Origin of the sequence: Pseudoalteromonas sp. HL-AS2, from assembly GCF_031198805.1 — a bacterium.
GTDB lineage: Bacteria > Pseudomonadota > Gammaproteobacteria > Enterobacterales > Alteromonadaceae > Pseudoalteromonas > Pseudoalteromonas nigrifaciens.
The window spans coordinates 187,399-204,212 of the sequence record NZ_CP133571.1; the positions used below are offsets into that span (position 1 = coordinate 187,399).

Consider the following 16,814-nt stretch of genomic DNA (forward strand, 5'->3'; position numbering starts at 1 on the left):
ATGTTTAATGCCAAGATAAAATGGTGTTGTTTGCTTGTTCAATGCACGTTGTTTGCGTTAATTCGAGGTGAGTTAACGGTGGGCGTAAATACGAACTCGTTAATCGCCCTTGTAAATGCATGAGTACTTTAACGGGAATGGGGTTTGCTACAGTGAACAAGCTACTGATTGCGCTTGACCACTGAGTAAATAAATTAGGGTATTGGCCACTTAGGCTACGCTGTACAAATTCGTGAGTTTGTAGCGGCCAAGCATTAGCTGCTACCGATACCAGCCCTTTAGCGCCGGCTTGGGCAAAGTAGGGCATAAGCGCATCGTCGCCGCTAAAAATAGCTAAGTTAGGAGCCGCTTGACGGTAAGCTTCAAATTGCGCAATGTTGCCACTGGCTTCTTTAAGTGCCCATAGGTTTTTATGTTGTTGTAGGTTTTGAATGGTTGCCACTGGAATATCGACAGCGCTTCGCCCTGGTACGTTATAAAGCATACAAGGGTGTTTACTTATATTTAAAAGGCTTTCAAACCAATGGGTTTGCCCAATTACACCGGGCTTTGCATAAAGCGGCGAGCCAAGTAAAAAGCTATGAATAGGCAAGTGGTTACAGTATTCAACCCAGGCTAATTGCTGTTTGAGGTTCATACCACCTACAGCCACCATTAAGGGTACATTAGGCGATAATTGGCACACGTGCTCAACAATGGCTTGTTGCTCTTTAAGTGTTAAGGCTAAGCCTTCACCTGTGCTGCCTAGTAATAAAATAGCATTATTGGCAGCGGCTTGCTCAGCAACCAAAGTGGTTAAGGTGCCATAGTCGATTGTACCGTTTTGATTAAACGGAGTAACGAGCGCCGTCCAGACTGAGTAGTCATCTAAATTAAAGTTTTTGATCATCTCTCGCGAACTTATAGAATGTTCGGTGAGTTAAGAAGCTATATAGGAAAGAGCCGCATTAACATCGTTCGAACAAATACCCACGTGTAGGGTATGTTATAATTCGAAGAGCGAATGGGCTTAAATAATAGGGCGCACGGCCTTATTATACTAAGACCAGAAGCTCTCCACCAAACTAATAAGCTACGTTTAAATAGCTATTGGTGACAGTCGCTAGGATTCAACCTAGTCGCCCGAAACAACAATGACACAAATATTGTTGTTTCTCGGCGTTGATTCCCCTTACGTATGCTCAATGGAGTTTGTGCTCCTAACATACGCTACCTGAATAACGCACCTCTTCCAGCCCTTTATATTTGTACTGCTAGCAATACAAATATAATTAAATAGGGTAAGTGCGATGATTAAATCATTTTAGCCATCTGGGTGTCAAGCAGCTAAGTGCAGATAGTGTCATCGATTTTGGTAACGGTTACGTATAAGGACGATTTCCCTTAAACTAGGGGGTAATCGCGGCGCGAAATTTGTAACTGCAAAATAAGGTTTCAAGCAGATGGAAAAATTTAATGATATTTATCAGCGAGCAGTAGAGCGAAAAGGCTCAACACAAATGCTACAGCAATTACTCGCTAAACCTGCATCTAAGCAACAATTAGCAGCTTTAAGTGATGATGATTGGCTGGAAGAGTTTACGCGCAAGGTTTTTCAAAGTGGTTTTTACTGGTCGGTTATTAACAGCAAGTGGGCAGGCTTTAGAGAGGTTTTTTGGCAGTTTAGCGTTGAAAAATTATTAATGATGCCACCCGATATGTTGGAGCAAAAAGCCAGCGACGAGCGCATTGTTCGTAATTATAAAAAAGTAAAAACGATCCCCGAAAATGCGTTCATGATCCATGAGGTTACCCAGCAACATGGTAGCTTTAGTCAGTTTATTGCAGACTGGCCAAGTGAAGATATTATTGGTTTGTGGGCGTACTTAAAAAAACACGGTGCACGCTTGGGTGGAAATACCGGCCCTTATACTTTGCGTGCATTGGGTAAAGACACCTTTTTATTATCGCGGGATGTTGAGAGTTATTTGCGCGCGCATAAAATTATTGATGGTGGCTTACAAACTAAAAAGTCGTTAACTGCAGCGCAAGCGTTCTTTAATGAATTACAACAACAAAGCGGTTTGAGCATGCAAGAGCTAAGCTTAATTATAGCCTACAGTGTAGGCGATAATCGTGTAGGTATAAGCCAACAACAGTAGAGGGTAGTTATGAATTTAATGCCAAGGTACAGACAAGTAGCCGACAATTTTGCAATTGAAGATCGCCCATCTAAGGTGGCCGCCCCACAGCTATTACTTTGGAATGATAGCTTAGCTAAAGCGTTTAATATTAATGTAGTTCCTGAGTTACGGGCCAGTACTTTTAGCGGCAACGAACAGCAAGCAATTGCAGCGGTTGCACTGGGATACTCAGGGCATCAATTTGGACATTTTTCACCACGTTTAGGCGACGGGCGTGCTCATTTGCTAGGTGCAGTAGAGGATGCGCAAAACCAGTTGTGGGACATTCAATTAAAAGGCTCTGGTGCCACTCCTTACTCTCGTGGTGGCGATGGCCGCTGTGCACTTGGCCCAGCAATTCGTGAATATATAATGAGCGAAGCAATGCAAGCGTTAGGTATAAAAACTACGCGCTGCTTAGCAGTGGTTGGTAGTGGCGAAACCGTGTACAGAAACCCACCCCAACCTGGCGCTATTGTAACGCGCTTAGCCAGTAGCCATATTCGTGTTGGCTCGTTTCAGTATTTAGCAACGCAAGGCGACGTTGAAGGGCTTAAAAACCTTGCCGACTTAGCTATTGAGCGTCATTACCCAAAAATTCAAGCAACAGGACCTGAGCGCTATTTAGCATTTTTAGCTGCAGTGATTAAAAACCAAGTTGAGCTGGTGGTTAGTTGGATGCGAGTAGGCTTTATACATGGGGTAATGAATACCGATAATACGCTGGTTAGCGGCGAAACTATCGACTATGGCCCATGTGCCATGATGAACAGCTTCGATTTTGATACCGTGTTTAGCTCTATTGATAAGCAAGGGCGTTATGCATTTGGTAATCAACCTAATATTGCTAACTGGAACTGCGCCCGCTTAGCTGAGAGTTTAATACCGCTTGTAAATGATGACGACGAACAAGCTGTGGCGTTAATGACCCCAATAATAGATGGTTTTGCTGAGCAATTTAATGTTGAATTTAGTGCAATGTGGGCAACAAAACTGGGCTTAGCTGGCACAGATACAGCCGATAAAGAGTTAATTGCAGAGCTATTACAGTTATTAAAAGAGCACCAACTCGACTATACCAACACGTTTGATGCACTAACCGAGTCTTTAACAGGTGGAATGAGCATACCAGAGGTATTAGTTCAGTGGGCCGGTAAGTGGCAAAAACGTACCGATGATCGCAGCTATACCGTAATGCGGGCAGCTAATCCGCGAGTTATTCCTCGTAACCATGTGATCGAAAAAATACTTAGTGAGTATAATAAGACTGGCTCAAGTGAATTATTGCATGAGTTTATGCAGGTTATGCACACACCTTATGAAAATACAGACAAATTGGCAAAATTTCAGGATGCACCTAGCAGCGATAAAGAGTATTATACTTTTTGTGGTACTTAATCACTAGATGTAAATTTAAGTTGCTGATTATAAAAGGTCATTTAGCGGCCGTAGCGCTGCTTTATTATTGAGCACAATAAACTGAGCTGATATTATTGATATGCATTTAAAGCTAGGAGCTTGGAGCTCAATATAAACTCAGCTAGTGAAGTCGGTATGGTTATTTAATAAATTTAGATACCAGCGATAGTATTTATTATCTAGGGGTTGGGTAAAGTAATTAATATGTCCTAAACTTACTGATACTTGTATATAGAGTGTTGAAAACGAATTAATTTATCTTTTGTTAAGTATTGATTAATAAAGGATCAGGTAATATTAATAAAACTGGTTGAGCTAGAACGAATTAGCTATATTTTTTAATTGTTAAAATGGGAAGAAAACAATGAAATTAAAATCACTTACAATCGCAATCGCGTTAGCTGCAACTAGCGCATCAGCATTTGCAGCAGAAAAAACTGAAGGTTTTTACATTGGTGTGTTCGGTGACTATTACGATGCATCTTGGAAAAACTTAAACATGCACCAAAACTTGGAAGTTAATGAATCTGCAAGTTGGGGTGCTGAAGTTGGCTACCGTTTCAGTGATTACTGGAGTGCACGTCTTGAGTATGCAGATATGGACTTTAATGCATTTCTTAAAAATCCGATTCCTAATGGTAATCGTAACGACGTAGACGGCGAGCGTTTTGGTGTTGATGCACTTTACCACTTTGGTGGCGGTCCTTTCTATGGTTTATTTGGTATTAAAGAAGTAAAAGTAGCAACAGATAATACTTTCTTAAACGCAGGTGTTGGTTACCAGCACTTCATTACAGACGGCTTATTTGTTAACGCAGAAACATCTGTTTATCAAGGTCTTGACCGTGGTTATACCGATGTGAACGCTAAACTAGGTATTAACTACTTATTTGGTCAAAGTTCAGTAGCAGAAGAGCCAGTTCAACCAGCTCCAGAGCCAGTAATTGTTGAAGTTGCACCAGTAGATAGCGACAACGATAACATTCCAGATGCAGATGATCAGTGTCCTAACACACCAATGACAGATGCAGTTGATGGCACAGGTTGTACTTTATACGAAGATAAAGAAGTAACTGTAAGCTTATTAGTGACTTTCCCTAATAATACATCTGCAGTATCTACACAGTACTTAAACGATATCGATAAAGTAGCTGAGTTCTTAAAAGAGTACCCAGATACAACTGTTCTTTTAGAAGGTCATACTTCTTCTGTAGGTAAAGCATCTTACAACAAGTGGTTATCTAAAAAACGTGCTGACGCAGTAGCTAAAAAATTAGTAGCTGATGGCGTAGCAGAAGACCGTATTACTACAGTTGGTTTAGGTGAAGAGCGTCTTAAAAATGAAGCGAACACTAAAGCAGCACACGAAGAAAACCGTCGTGTAGAAGCGCATATCAAAACGATTAAAAACGTTAAAGTTTTACGTTAATAAAATCGATTGAATTACAAAAACCCAGCTTTATGCTGGGTTTTTTTATGCCTACTAAAAACTTAAATTAAAAATTAATACTAATGATTCTTACTTAATAAACATTCATAGAAATTGATTTTACTTTATCTACTATTCATAATACTTATAGTCGGTATAATCAGTTGCTGAACTGGATAGATTTTCATCTACCCACAAAAGCTTTATAATTAAGCGTTAGAATACTATAAGTATTGGGTAACATTGCGCTTATGAAGCGCTACCGAATACTTTCACGTCACCAAGAGGGCAATATTGTGCTACAAGAATATCGTAAACACGTAGAAGAACGTGCCGCGTTAGGTATCGTACCAGCGCCATTAGATGCTCAGCAAACGGCTGATCTTATTGAATTAATCAAAACTCCACCGGCTGGTGAAGAAGAGTTTATTCTCGACTTATTTGCTAATCGTGTACCGGCAGGTGTTGATGATGCAGCTTATATCAAAGCAGGGTTTTTAGCGGCAGTTGCTAAAGGTGAAACTAATTCTCCACTACTTTCTAAAGAAAAAGCGGCAGAATTATTAGGAACTATGCTAGGCGGTTACAATATCGCACCTATGATAGACCTACTTGATGACGACACACTTGCACCTATCGTAGTAAAAGGCCTTTCAAACACATTATTAATGTTTGATGCATTTTACGATGTAGAAGAAAAAGCAAAAGCGGGTAACACATTCGCTAAGCAAATTATTGAGTCTTGGGCAAATGCAGAATGGTTTACTAATAAACCAGCTGTTGCTGAAAAGATTTCAGTTACTGTATTTAAAGTAACTGGCGAAACAAATACGGATGACTTGTCACCTGCACCAGATGCATGGTCTCGTCCAGATATTCCACTACATGCTTTAGCTATGCTAAAAATTGAACGTGATGGTATCACTCCTGACAAACCAGGCGAAGTAGGCCCAATCACCCAACTAGAAGAATTAAAAACTAAAGGCTTACCACTAGCTTACGTTGGTGATGTTGTTGGTACGGGTTCTTCACGTAAATCTGCAACTAACTCAGTGCTTTGGTTTATGGGCGATGATATCCCGTTTGTACCAAATAAGCGTGTTGGCGGTGTATGTCTAGGTAATAAAATTGCACCAATCTTCTTTAACACTATGGAAGATTCTGGCGCTTTACCAATTGAGCTAAATGTTGATGAGCTTAACATGGGCGAGCAAATTGACATCTACCCATACGAAGGTGTTGTTAAGCAGCATGGTACTGATAAAGTAATCTCTAAGTTTGAACTTAAATCTGAAGTGATTTTAGATGAAGTTCGTGCTGGTGGTCGTATTCCACTAATCATTGGTCGTGGTTTAACAGACAAAGCACGTACATCACTTGGTTTAGGTGCTACTGATATATTTAAAGTACCAACAGCAACTGAAGTATCAGATAAAGGCTTTACACTAGCGCAAAAAATGGTTGGTAAAGCATGTAACGTTGCAGGTATTCGCCCAGGTCAATACTGTGAGCCTAAAATGACAACTGTTGGCTCGCAAGATACAACAGGTCCTATGACACGTGATGAGCTTAAAGATTTAGCTTGTTTAGGTTTCTCTGCAGACTTAACAATGCAGTCTTTCTGTCATACATCGGCATACCCAAAACCTATTGATGTAAACACGCATCACACGCTTCCTGATTTCATCATGAACCGTGGCGGCGTTTCACTTCGCCCAGGTGACGGTATTATTCACTCATGGTTAAACCGTATGTTATTACCAGATACCGTAGGTACTGGTGGTGATTCGCATACACGTTTCCCATTAGGTATTTCATTCCCAGCTGGTTCGGGTGCAGTAGCATTCGCAGCAGCAACAGGTGTTATGCCTCTTGATATGCCTGAGTCAATTTTGGTTCGTTTTAAAGGCGAAATGCAACCAGGTATCACATTACGTGACCTTGTACATGCAATCCCTTACTACGGTATCAAGCAAGGCTTATTAACAGTTGAGAAAAAAGGTAAAATTAACGAGTTCTCTGGTCGCGTACTAGAAATTGAAGGCGTTGAGCACCTAACTGTTGAGCAAGCGTTTGAATTATCAGATGCATCTGCTGAGCGTTCAGCTGCAGGTTGTACGGTTAAGCTTTCAAAAGAGTCTATTTCTGAATACCTAGAATCAAACATTGTTATGCTTAAGTGGATGATCTCTGAAGGTTATGGCGATGTACGTACGATTGAACGTCGTATTAATGCAATGCAAGACTGGTTAGCTAATCCTGAGCTTATGGAAGCAGATAAAGATGCTGAATACGCTCACGTAGTTGAAATCGACTTAGCTGAGATTAAAGAGCCAGTTCTTTGTGCTCCAAATGATCCAGATGACGCGCGTTTACTTTCTGATGTTGCTGGCGAGAAAATTGATGAAGTATTCATCGGTTCTTGTATGACTAACATTGGTCACTTCCGCGCGGCTGGTAAGTTACTAGATGGCTTTAAAGGTCAACTACCTACTCAGCTTTGGGTTGCTCCACCTACTAAGATGGACAAAGACCAACTAATTGAAGAAGGCTACTATGGCATCTTTGGTCGTGTTGGCGCACGTATAGAAACTCCAGGTTGTTCATTATGTATGGGTAACCAAGCACGTGTTGCTGATAAAGCAACGGTAGTGTCTACCTCTACACGTAACTTCCCTAACCGTTTAGGTAATGGTGCAAATGTATTTTTAGCATCATCTGAACTTGCTGCAGTTGCGGCAATTATCGGTCGATTGCCAACTGCTGCTGAGTATCAAGAATATGCAGCGAAGATCAATGCAACAGCGTCAGATACATATCGCTACTTGAACTTCCATCGCATGCCTGCTTACACTAAAAAAGCAGACAACGTGATCATTCAACAAGCAGTATAATTTTTACAGCTTATTTAAAAACCCGCTTTTGCGGGTTTTTTATTGGCAAAAATAAATTTTAGATAGTTAATGTTGTTTTTTTGCATTTATTGTATTAATTTTGGTGGTTAATTGTTTTGAAGTTAAATAATAAAGCAATAAATCCTCTTTGCATGCATTAAAATCCCTGCAATATTATAATTACTATAGCAGGATTTTTATGACCGCTTTAAACCCCCAGAATTTACTGCAGCTGCGTTTTATTAACCAAACAAATATTGATTTGGTTAAGCCTTCTTTTGATAACCTGCCGACTAATCCTTATGCAGATGGTGCCTTTCGTAAACGCCGTTACTCTGTAGTTAAACTACAAAATGGTGAGCTAAAGCTACAAGCAACAAAAGCATTTGTACAAGATGATGCAATTAATACCTTTCAGGGTAATGTTGAGCGTAGTTACGAAAATTTAGAGCAAAGCCTACTTGAGTCAGCGGGCATGAAAAGTATTGTGAATGAGTTTCGTCAAATTACCGGGATTGATGAAGAACGTGATATCGAAATTCACCAATTTCGTATGTTAGCCATTGATAGTGATACGCCTGCAGCGCCAGAAGGCGTGCACCAAGATGGTTTTGATCATGTGTGTGTATGTGGAGTATCGCATGAAAACTTAGAGGGCGGTGAATTGCTTGTATACGAAAACAAGCAAGCCGATCCCTGTTTTAAAATGGCCATAAAAGACGGTATGTTTGCAGTAATTAACGACCGTCAAGTGTGGCATAACGCTACTCCAATGAATAAACTTGATGCCAGTAAGCCAGGTTACCTGGATTGCTTTGTATTAACGTCTTAAGGAATGAGCATGAATATAACGCAATTACGTGAGCAATTTCCGGCATTAATGCAAAGCGTTAATGGTAAATCTCCCGTGTTTTTAGACGGCCCCGGTGGCTCGCAAGTACCGCAATCGGTACTTAACGCTATGACTGCTTATTTGGGTTATTACAACTCAAATTTAGGTGGAGCATTTTTCTCAAGCGATAAAACCGTTGAGCTAATGGCAAATGCTCGCCAAGCTGCTGCCGATTTACTCAATGCGCCCAGCTCACAACAAATTGTATTTGGTCCGAATATGACCAGCTTAACGTTTAGCTTTAGCCGCGCAATTTCACGCGACTGGCAAACGGGTGATGAAATTATTGTCACTAACGCGGATCACTTTTCTAACGTTTCGTCGTGGCAGCAAGCCGCAGAAGATAAAGGTGTTAAAGTTAATACTGCGCTTATTAACGAAACCGACTGCACACTCAATATGGCGCAGTTCGAGAGTTTACTAAACAGTAATACTAAGCTGGTAGCGGTAACTTATGCTTCAAATACCACAGGTTCAATTAACAATATTAAACGTATTGTAGAGCTTGCCCACAACGTAGGCGCACTTGTTTATGTTGATGCCGTACATTATGCACCGCACGAACTTGTAGATGTACAAGCGCTTGATTGCGACTTTTTAGCCTGCTCTGCGTACAAGTTTTTTGGCCCGCATTTAGGTATGGTTTATGGCAAAAAAGAGCACCTTGAAGGATTTACCCCGTACAAAGTTGAGCCAGCTAAAGACGTAGCGCCTGGTCGCTGGGAAACCGGCACGCAAAGCTTTGAAGCCATGGCTGGTTTTATAGCGGCGGTTGATTACATTGCAGCAATTAGCGAGCTTGACGACAGCCATTCACGCCGCGAAAAGTTAAGTGTTGCCTTTGCTAAAACCAAGCAACACGAAATGGCGCTGAGTGAATACTTTTTAACGCGCTTAGTTAATTACCCGCGTATTAAATTGTTTGGTATAGATGATTTAGATCGTTTAAATGAGCGTACGCCTACTTTTGCGTTAACTTTTGAAGGTTTAGAGCCGCGCGCTGTATCTGAATGTTTAGGTAAGCAACATATTTGTGTATGGGATGGCAACTTTTACGCGCAAGGTTTGTGTGAGCAATTAGGCGTACTTGATAAAGGTGGCGTAGTGCGCATTGGTTGCATGCACTACAACACCACCGCAGAGCTTGATCAGTTATTTAATTTGTTTGATGAGCTACTAGGTTAATATACATAAAAAAGGTGCGCTAGCTCTTTGGCGCACCGTATATTTGCTCTGCGCGGTTAAACAGTACCCACGAGGTTAAAATATACTTATCGTTAGATACTGGCTTATTGCCACGGTGAGTGTGAGTAAAGTAGCCGGGCGCTATTACCATAGTGCCTTTTTTAGGCGCAATTTTACGCTTTTGATAATAAAACTCCGTTTCCCCACCTTGTTCAACATCGTTCAAATAAAACATAAACAGCAATACTCTATGTAGCGCCTCGTTATGATTTAACTGCGGATAAACTTCGCTGTGCCAATACGGGTAACCGCCTTTATTAACTTGGTATTTTTGCGCCTGAATATTTCCTAGCCTAAAAATTTGCTGCACTAATAAGGGCAGTTGTGGTTTACCCACTTCATCAAAGTTTGCGTGTGTTAAGTCAACAGGTTCGCCACTTTTAGGGTGATACACTTTTAGGCCAAAGGCACCAATCATAATAAAAATATGTTCTTCAATGTATTTAAAAACATACTGTGCAGTGGTTTGTTGAATGTGTTTTAATTGCTCAACGTATTCCGGATGATTGTTTAAGTGCAAGTCGTGGCTATCTTTTTTATTTAAATCGATACCGCCAGATGTCATCCCTTGTTTTATATGCGGGCTTTGAGAAAAGGTAGTGATAAAGTTATCACAAAAGTCATTGCTGAGCGCGTTATCGTATACGCGAATAAAGTCCGTCATAGTTTACCTTTATATAATTATTATTGGATTATTATGTTTATTGAAAAAGTGATGCCGCGCTTTAGTGAAACAGATGCGCTAGGACATATTAACAATACCGTACTCCCTGTATGGTTTGAAGCTTCGCGTGCGCCTATTTTTAGGTTTTTTACCCCAGATTTAAACCCACATGACTGGAAGCTAATTATTGCCAAAGTCGAAGTGTCGTTTGTTGGTGAGTTATTTTATGGCCATGAAGTAACCATTAAAACCTCAGTAGAGCATGTAGGTACCAGCTCATTTGTATTACGCCAAGAAGCTCACCAGCAAGGTAACTGCTGTGCAGTTGGTAAAACGGTATTGGTACGTTACGATTTTGCAGCAAAAGCAAAGCAATCGCTTTCAGTATCTGAAAAATCGTCACTTAATGAGCATTTAGCCCCGGCTAGCTAGTTTGGTAAATGTTTACAGCGGTATTGAGCCATTATAATTTTGAATATACTGGCTCAGCGCTGTTATTTGCTCAGTATTAAAACGCAAACCTAACTTACTACGACGCCACAATATATCCTCGGCGCTGCTAGCCCACTCGCTATTAACTAAATAATTTACTTCAGTGGCGTATAAACCATGGCCAAAATGCTGGCCTAAATCAGCTACGCTTCGGGCATCTGTAAGTAGGGTATAAGTGCCAGTACCGTAACTGCGTATAAAGCGATTTAAAATAAACTCAGGCAACCATGCGTACTTTACCTGTAGTTGTTGCTTTAATACTATCTTTGATGAAAAGTCGCCACCGGGTAATGGAGTGTTTTTTGTCCATGTTTGGCCTATATGCGGATAAAAGCTGGCGAGTTCGTTTACTGCGTTTTCAGCGAGCTTGCGATAAGTGGTAATTTTCCCACCAAATACACTTAGCAGTGGTGCCTGGTTATTATTGCTCGATAATATCAGTTTGTAGTCGCGAGTAACGGCTTGTGCGTCGCATGAGTTATCATCTAGTAAGGGGCGTACACCACTAAAGGTATGCACTATGTCGTTATGAGTAAGTTGTTTTTTAAAGTAATTATTAGTAATGCCAATTAAGTAATCGACTTCTTTATCGCTAATTTTTACATCTGCTATATTGTCGCTGTATTCTTCATCTGTAGTGCCAATCAGTGAATAGTCATCTTCAAATGGGGTAACAAAAATAATACGCTGATCTTTATTTTGTAAAATATAGGCCTGCGGCTCAGTGTGAATACGCGGCACAATAATATGGCTGCCTTTAACTAAGCGAATATTATGTGGCGACGGCCCAGTAATTACCTCATCAAAAAGTGATGCAACCCAAGGGCCCGCTGCATTAACAACTCCTTTAGCAACTATAGAACATTGCTTTTTGCTACCTTGTTGCTCTAAGGTCACACTCCAATTATTGTTATTGCGAACTGCTTTAATACAGCGCGTGCGGCTTAAAATGGTTGCACCTTTTTGCTGTGCTGCTAACGCATTTAAAATAACTAACCTCGAATCATCAACCCAGCCATCAGCGTATTCAAAACCGCGGGTAATAGTATTATTCAATATACTATCGCGGGTAAATTTAATTGATTTTGATGCGGGTAAAGTAATGCGTTTGGCAAGATGGTCGTATATAAACAACCCAATTCTAATCATCCAGTAAGGGCGTAAATGCGCTTGATGTGGCAGCCTAAAAGATAGCGGCCACATAATATGTGGGGCATTTTTTAATAACACTTCACGCTCTTTAAGTGCCTCTTTTACTAGCCTAAATTGGTAATGCTCTAAATAGCGTAGTCCACCATGAATAAGTTTACTGCTACTTGATGATGTAGCAGAGGCTAAATCATTTTGCTCACACAGTAATACTTTTAAGCCTCTACCGGCGGCGTCAGCCGCAATACCAGTGCCATTAACGCCACCGCCAATAACCAGTAAATCATATTCATTATCGAGTAATTTCACTGAATACCTCTTTATTAATTTAAGCGATGGCATATCAATAGCGAATAACACTATCGTATTAGCAGTCGTCTTTTGTTGCGTTATTTGAAAGCGTGACTTGTGCTATACAGTGCTGCCATTTTGCGTATAAGTCGTTACGTTCATCTATGCTCATGGTTGGTTCAAAACGACGGTCGCATTGCCACATAGTAGCTAATTGCTCCGTTGACTTATAAATCCCAGTTTGCAGCCCCGCTAAATAGGCAACACCCAGAGAGGTTGTTTCTGTTAGCGCTGGGCGTTCCACACTTGCGCCTAAAATATTAGCTAAAAACTGCATGGCCCAATTATTTTTTGCCATGCCACCGTCCACGCGCAAAATACTTGGACGCAGGCCATCACCTTCCATGGCTTTTTGTAAATCTTTGGTTTGATAGCCAACAGACTGCAGCGCCGCTGCTACTATAGTGCTAATGCCAGAATCACGGGTTAAACCTAAAATAGCACCACGGGCATTGGCATCCCAGTATGGGGCGCCTAAACCGGTAAACGAAGGCACTAAAAATACGCCGTGATCCAGTGGCACGTCTTTGACCATAGCCTCGCTGTCGCCGGCATGTTCAAGTAGCTTTAAGCCCTCAACAATCCATTGCATAGTGGCACCCGCCATAAAAATACTGCCCTCTATAGCGTAGGTCACTCTACCATTGAGCCTGTAAGCCACAGTAGTTAATAAGCGGTTATTAGAGGTAAGGGCTTTATCGCCCGTATTAAGCATTAAAAAGCAGCCCGTTCCGTAGGTACTTTTAGCCATGCCTTCTTTAAAGCAAGCTTGACCAATTAATGCGGCTTGCTGATCCCCCGCCATAGCGCAAATTTTAATCGGTGCACCAAAAATTTCACTGCTGGTACTGCCAAACTCGGCTGCGCTGTCCATCACTTCTGGAAGCATAGAGTGTGGAATATTAAACTGCGTTAGTAACTCTTCATCCCAACATTGCTGATGTATATTAAATAATAGTGTACGTGAGGCGTTGGTGGCATCGGTACGGTGTACTTTGCCAGCGGTTAAATGCCACAGTAAATAACTGTCAACCGTACCAAATGCTAGCTCGCCGGCTAGCGCTTGTTGCTGTGCATCGGCAACATTATCTAAAATCCAGCGAATTTTAGTGGCTGAAAAGTACGGATCTAATAATAGCCCGGTTTTATCGCTAATTTTTTTACTGAGTTTATTGCTACGTATTTGCTCGCAATACTCGCTGGTACGGCGATCTTGCCACACAATGGCATTATAAATTGGTTGGCCAGTCTTTTTATTCCATACTAAAGTGGTTTCGCGCTGATTAGTGATACCAATGGCAATGACCTGCTCGGCTGTAACCTGGTTATTAGCCAGTACTGTTTTACAGGTACTTAGTACGGTTTGTAAAATATCGTTAGGGTCATGCTCAACCCAGCCATTATTGGGAAAGTGCTGCGGGAATGTTTGCTGAACAGTATCAACTACCTTGGCATCTTTGGTAAATAAAATAGCCCGAGAGCTGGTAGTTCCTTGATCAATCGAGAGTATGTATTTAGACATAAGCTTAACGTTATTTATCTTAGATACAGATAGCTTGTCTGCAAGTTAAATTAATAGCAATGCTTTTTAAATATTAGGAAGGGCTGCTATAGCTATAACGCTGTAATTTATACCAAGGGTGGTGGCAGTGTATATTAAGAAGCAAGAGTAATAAGAGCCCATAAGTCAGAGGGCTCTTAAATACAATGGGTATAAATTGCGCTTAGCTGGCTTTTAACAATTGTTGATGTAGCCAATCTTTTAACACCACACGGTCATGTTTTAATTGCAGCATTTCCTCGTCATCGATAGGCGCGTCTTGCAGCTCTAAGGTACGAATTTCTTTATCAAGCGCGTTGTATTTTTTGGCTTTATCTGCAAACTCTGGATCATTGCTATTGAGTTTTTTAATGGTATTTAGGTGCTCAGGAAAGTCTTGAGTTAATGAATGATCTTCGCCTAACATAGGTACTCCTTAACGGTGCGTGTAATAAATGTGTTTTAAAAATAACACGCTTAGGGTTTAGTTAAATTCAGATTGTATGGGTATTTATGTACGCCATAATATTAGAGCTGGGGGTTGCTTGAGTATAAATCAACACATAGCCGTTATTAATTATTATTACGGAAATACTTATATATCACTATACAAAGCACTGACACTCAAAGATGCTTAAGTTAGAATACAAAATGCAACAACTCCTCGCAAACAATAACTATTTTGAGTGCTTTATTACATGCTTTTAATGATCGACAATTACGACTCGTTTACCTATAACTTGGTACAGTACTTTCAGCGTTTAGATCAAGAGGTACTGGTTAAGCGCAACGACCAAATAACGCTTAGCCAAATTAAGCAGTTAAATCCTCAACATATTGTTATATCACCCGGTCCTAAAAGCCCAAGCGAAGCGGGTATTTCATTAAGTATTGTTGAGCAATTAAAAGGGCAGTATCCTATTTTAGGAATTTGCTTAGGGCATCAAACTATTGCCCAAGCCTTAGGAGCAAAGGTAGTGCGTGCTAAAAAAGTAATGCACGGTAAAACATCGCCAATTTACCATAGCGATCAAGGAGTATTTAAAGGTTTAGCTAAGCCCTTAACGGTCTGTCGGTATCATTCTTTAATTGTTGAGGCACAGTCGCTGCCTAAAGAGTTGCAAGTAACAGCCTGGACACAAACCCAGCAAGGTGAGTTTGACGAAATTATGGGATTATTACATACAGACTTAGCACTTGAAGGTGTACAATTTCATCCGGAAGCTATTTTAACTGAGCAAGGTTTAGCGTTACTTGATAACTTTTTAACTCGCTTCTAAGCTTATAGTATTAAGTAAATATCATTACATTAAAGACAGAGAGCCATGACCGAAATAGTGCAGCAACCGCGTATTGTTAAAATGCTTAATCAACGAGCACATGATTTGCTGCTTGGTCATAACTTTGCTCATCAACAAATTGGCTTTATTCATACGCTAGAAATGGACTATGGCGAACCACTAAAGCAACGCACATTACTTGAAGTAGAGGTTGCCGCTCAGCAAAAGCGCAAGCTAAAAAGCACCGCGCATCATAAATATCGTGCAGCAGCGAGCGAGCAACTGCATAAAGCAATAGAAAAAATGATGTCTGAGCAGCTTAGCGATATAGACAGTGTTATTCAAAACACCATAGGTGTAGAGGACAGCGTATGTGCCATGTTAGATATTTTAGCCACAAAAAGCGCATCGGTTGGGCGCTTAGAGCCCTTAGTTAACGACCTAAGCTGGCTTGGCAGAGAGTTAGTTACTTTAGTTAACTTGCCTTATTATCGTAATCAACGCAGCAAAAATACCGCAGTGAAAGTAGATAGCCCCGCTTTAGCGCTGCGTTATATTGGCCTAGATAACTTACAGCTAGTAGTACCAACTTTTGCAGTGCGCCATTGGATGCCTTATAGCACAGAGCCTTTTTCGTTACTAAAAAGGCGCTTAAAAGAAAGCGCCATGGCGAATGCTATTGCGGCACAAAAAATTGCTGAAGTTAACGAGGTTAACCCAAGCCATGCTTTTACCTTAGGGATGTTATTAAACGTGGGGCAAATAGCCTTAGTGCGTTTATATTTAAAAGTGTTTGAGCAAATTTGGCAGCGAAAAGTACAATTTGCTCGCACTACAGCGAATAAAGGCTTGCATACTGCATTGCTAGAGCTAAAACCAGACCCTTTATTTTTAACCACCTTACTGAGCGAACAGTCGTTGGCTATTAGCGCTAAAATAATTGAAAAAATGGCCTTTAAGTATTTGCCGTTTAATAGCGTAATGCAGCAACTCGTTAATGGTATAGAAAAAGGCGATACAGCGCTGCCTTTAACGCAGGTAATGCTAAAAGCACGATGTTACTCTCAGTACTTAACGCTAAAGCAGCATCAGCTAGTTGAACCGGATGAAACGCTTAGTTGGTTTTCGTACTTTAAGTTCACCAAAAAAGAGCTAAAAGCACTCCAAGCAAGCAATTTTAATAATCTTGCTATTCAAATTGATTAAATTTGTTAATTTTTTTGCGACTATCCATTCACTTTTTATTATCTCTTTTCAATACATTTCCCCGTTTAAAGTGAGGCGCGCTCGTTGTTCA

At 40.7% G+C, this 16,814-nt stretch carries 14 protein-coding genes and 1 riboswitch; of the genes, 9 read left to right on the forward strand and 5 right to left on the reverse strand.

What is annotated here, in order from left to right; translation table 11 throughout:
- Positions 1-4: 4 nt before the first annotated feature.
- Positions 5-889 carry a 4-hydroxy-tetrahydrodipicolinate synthase gene (gene dapA, locus RB215_RS00900; protein ID WP_011326898.1) on the reverse strand — a complete coding sequence of 295 codons (885 nt, stop codon included), beginning with the start codon at positions 887-889 and terminating at the stop codon, positions 5-7.
- Between the two features lie 152 nt (positions 890-1,041).
- Positions 1,042-1,239: riboswitch (Lysine riboswitch) on the reverse strand.
- A 203-nt stretch (positions 1,240-1,442) separates the two neighbouring features.
- Here dapA and RB215_RS00905 point away from each other — a divergent pair.
- The 6 genes from RB215_RS00905 to RB215_RS00930 all read left to right on the forward strand — a co-directional run bounded on the left by RB215_RS00905 (position 1,443) and on the right by RB215_RS00930 (position 9,981).
- Positions 1,443-2,141, forward strand: coding sequence for a DNA-3-methyladenine glycosylase I (locus RB215_RS00905; protein ID WP_058372338.1), 699 nt, complete (start codon positions 1,443-1,445; stop codon positions 2,139-2,141).
- A 9-nt stretch (positions 2,142-2,150) separates the two neighbouring features.
- A complete protein-coding gene (locus tag RB215_RS00910) occupies positions 2,151-3,560 on the forward strand; it encodes a YdiU family protein (RefSeq protein WP_306287641.1) in 1,410 nt (469 codons plus the stop codon).
- 385 nt (positions 3,561-3,945) lie between these two features.
- The gene (locus tag RB215_RS00915; protein WP_011326901.1) at positions 3,946-5,010 is read left to right on the forward strand and encodes an OmpA family protein; all 1,065 of its coding nucleotides are present in this window, start codon (positions 3,946-3,948) and stop codon (positions 5,008-5,010) included.
- Positions 5,011-5,306: 296 nt separating this feature from the next.
- Positions 5,307-7,904 carry a bifunctional aconitate hydratase 2/2-methylisocitrate dehydratase gene (acnB, locus tag RB215_RS00920; RefSeq protein ID WP_011326902.1) on the forward strand — a complete coding sequence of 866 codons (2,598 nt, stop codon included), beginning with the start codon at positions 5,307-5,309 and terminating at the stop codon, positions 7,902-7,904.
- Between the two features lie 199 nt (positions 7,905-8,103).
- Positions 8,104-8,736, forward strand: a complete 633-nt coding sequence (locus RB215_RS00925; protein ID WP_011326903.1) for a 2OG-Fe dioxygenase family protein — start codon at positions 8,104-8,106, stop codon at positions 8,734-8,736.
- A gap of 9 nt (positions 8,737-8,745) precedes the next feature.
- Complete coding sequence (locus RB215_RS00930; RefSeq protein ID WP_011326904.1) at positions 8,746-9,981, forward strand: cysteine desulfurase-like protein; 1,236 nt, start codon at positions 8,746-8,748, stop codon at positions 9,979-9,981.
- Between the two features lie 19 nt (positions 9,982-10,000).
- Here RB215_RS00930 and RB215_RS00935 read toward each other — a convergent pair whose 3' ends face one another.
- Positions 10,001-10,705, reverse strand: coding sequence for a 2OG-Fe(II) oxygenase (locus RB215_RS00935; RefSeq protein ID WP_011326905.1), 705 nt, complete (start codon positions 10,703-10,705; stop codon positions 10,001-10,003).
- A gap of 33 nt (positions 10,706-10,738) precedes the next feature.
- On the opposite strand from RB215_RS00935, the gene RB215_RS00940 reads away from it, so the two are divergent.
- A complete protein-coding gene (locus RB215_RS00940) occupies positions 10,739-11,137 on the forward strand; it encodes a thioesterase family protein (RefSeq protein WP_011326906.1) in 399 nt (132 codons plus the stop codon).
- A gap of 12 nt (positions 11,138-11,149) precedes the next feature.
- Here RB215_RS00940 and glpD read toward each other — a convergent pair whose 3' ends face one another.
- From glpD to RB215_RS00955, 3 genes are all read right to left on the reverse strand, one after another.
- A complete protein-coding gene (gene glpD / locus RB215_RS00945) occupies positions 11,150-12,655 on the reverse strand; it encodes a glycerol-3-phosphate dehydrogenase (RefSeq protein WP_309216688.1) in 1,506 nt (501 codons plus the stop codon).
- Positions 12,656-12,713: 58 nt separating this feature from the next.
- Entirely contained in the window at positions 12,714-14,219 is a 1,506-nt protein-coding gene (gene glpK / locus RB215_RS00950; RefSeq protein WP_309216689.1) for a glycerol kinase GlpK, read from the reverse strand.
- Positions 14,220-14,421: 202 nt separating this feature from the next.
- Positions 14,422-14,664, reverse strand: coding sequence for a YdcH family protein (locus RB215_RS00955; protein ID WP_011326909.1), 243 nt, complete (start codon positions 14,662-14,664; stop codon positions 14,422-14,424).
- A gap of 271 nt (positions 14,665-14,935) precedes the next feature.
- On the opposite strand from RB215_RS00955, the gene RB215_RS00960 reads away from it, so the two are divergent.
- Together RB215_RS00960 and RB215_RS00965 are read left to right on the forward strand one after the other, a co-directional pair.
- A complete protein-coding gene (locus RB215_RS00960; protein ID WP_011326910.1) occupies positions 14,936-15,517 on the forward strand; it encodes an aminodeoxychorismate/anthranilate synthase component II in 582 nt (193 codons plus the stop codon).
- Positions 15,518-15,562: 45 nt separating this feature from the next.
- Positions 15,563-16,723 carry an HDOD domain-containing protein gene (locus RB215_RS00965; RefSeq protein ID WP_309216690.1) on the forward strand — a complete coding sequence of 387 codons (1,161 nt, stop codon included), beginning with the start codon at positions 15,563-15,565 and terminating at the stop codon, positions 16,721-16,723.
- Positions 16,724-16,814 lie beyond the last annotated feature (91 nt).

Bases quoted from the DNA above. Each gene is read 5' to 3' on its own strand.
- RB215_RS00905 (WP_058372338.1), top strand. From the start codon at position 1,443: ATGGAAAAATTTAATGATATTTATCAGCGAGCAGTAGAGCGAAAAGGC.
- dapA (WP_011326898.1), bottom strand. From the start codon at position 889: ATGATCAAAAACTTTAATTTAGATGACTACTCAGTCTGGACGGCGCTC.
- RB215_RS00940 (WP_011326906.1), top strand. From the start codon at position 10,739: ATGTTTATTGAAAAAGTGATGCCGCGCTTTAGTGAAACAGATGCGCTA.
- RB215_RS00910 (WP_306287641.1), top strand. From the start codon at position 2,151: ATGAATTTAATGCCAAGGTACAGACAAGTAGCCGACAATTTTGCAATT.
- RB215_RS00935 (WP_011326905.1), bottom strand. From the start codon at position 10,705: ATGACGGACTTTATTCGCGTATACGATAACGCGCTCAGCAATGACTTT.
- RB215_RS00915 (WP_011326901.1), top strand. From the start codon at position 3,946: ATGAAATTAAAATCACTTACAATCGCAATCGCGTTAGCTGCAACTAGC.
- RB215_RS00925 (WP_011326903.1), top strand. From the start codon at position 8,104: ATGACCGCTTTAAACCCCCAGAATTTACTGCAGCTGCGTTTTATTAAC.
- RB215_RS00965 (WP_309216690.1), top strand. From the start codon at position 15,563: ATGACCGAAATAGTGCAGCAACCGCGTATTGTTAAAATGCTTAATCAA.
- RB215_RS00930 (WP_011326904.1), top strand. From the start codon at position 8,746: ATGAATATAACGCAATTACGTGAGCAATTTCCGGCATTAATGCAAAGC.
- glpK (WP_309216689.1), bottom strand. From the start codon at position 14,219: ATGTCTAAATACATACTCTCGATTGATCAAGGAACTACCAGCTCTCGG.
- RB215_RS00955 (WP_011326909.1), bottom strand. From the start codon at position 14,664: ATGTTAGGCGAAGATCATTCATTAACTCAAGACTTTCCTGAGCACCTA.
- RB215_RS00960 (WP_011326910.1), top strand. From the start codon at position 14,936: ATGCTTTTAATGATCGACAATTACGACTCGTTTACCTATAACTTGGTA.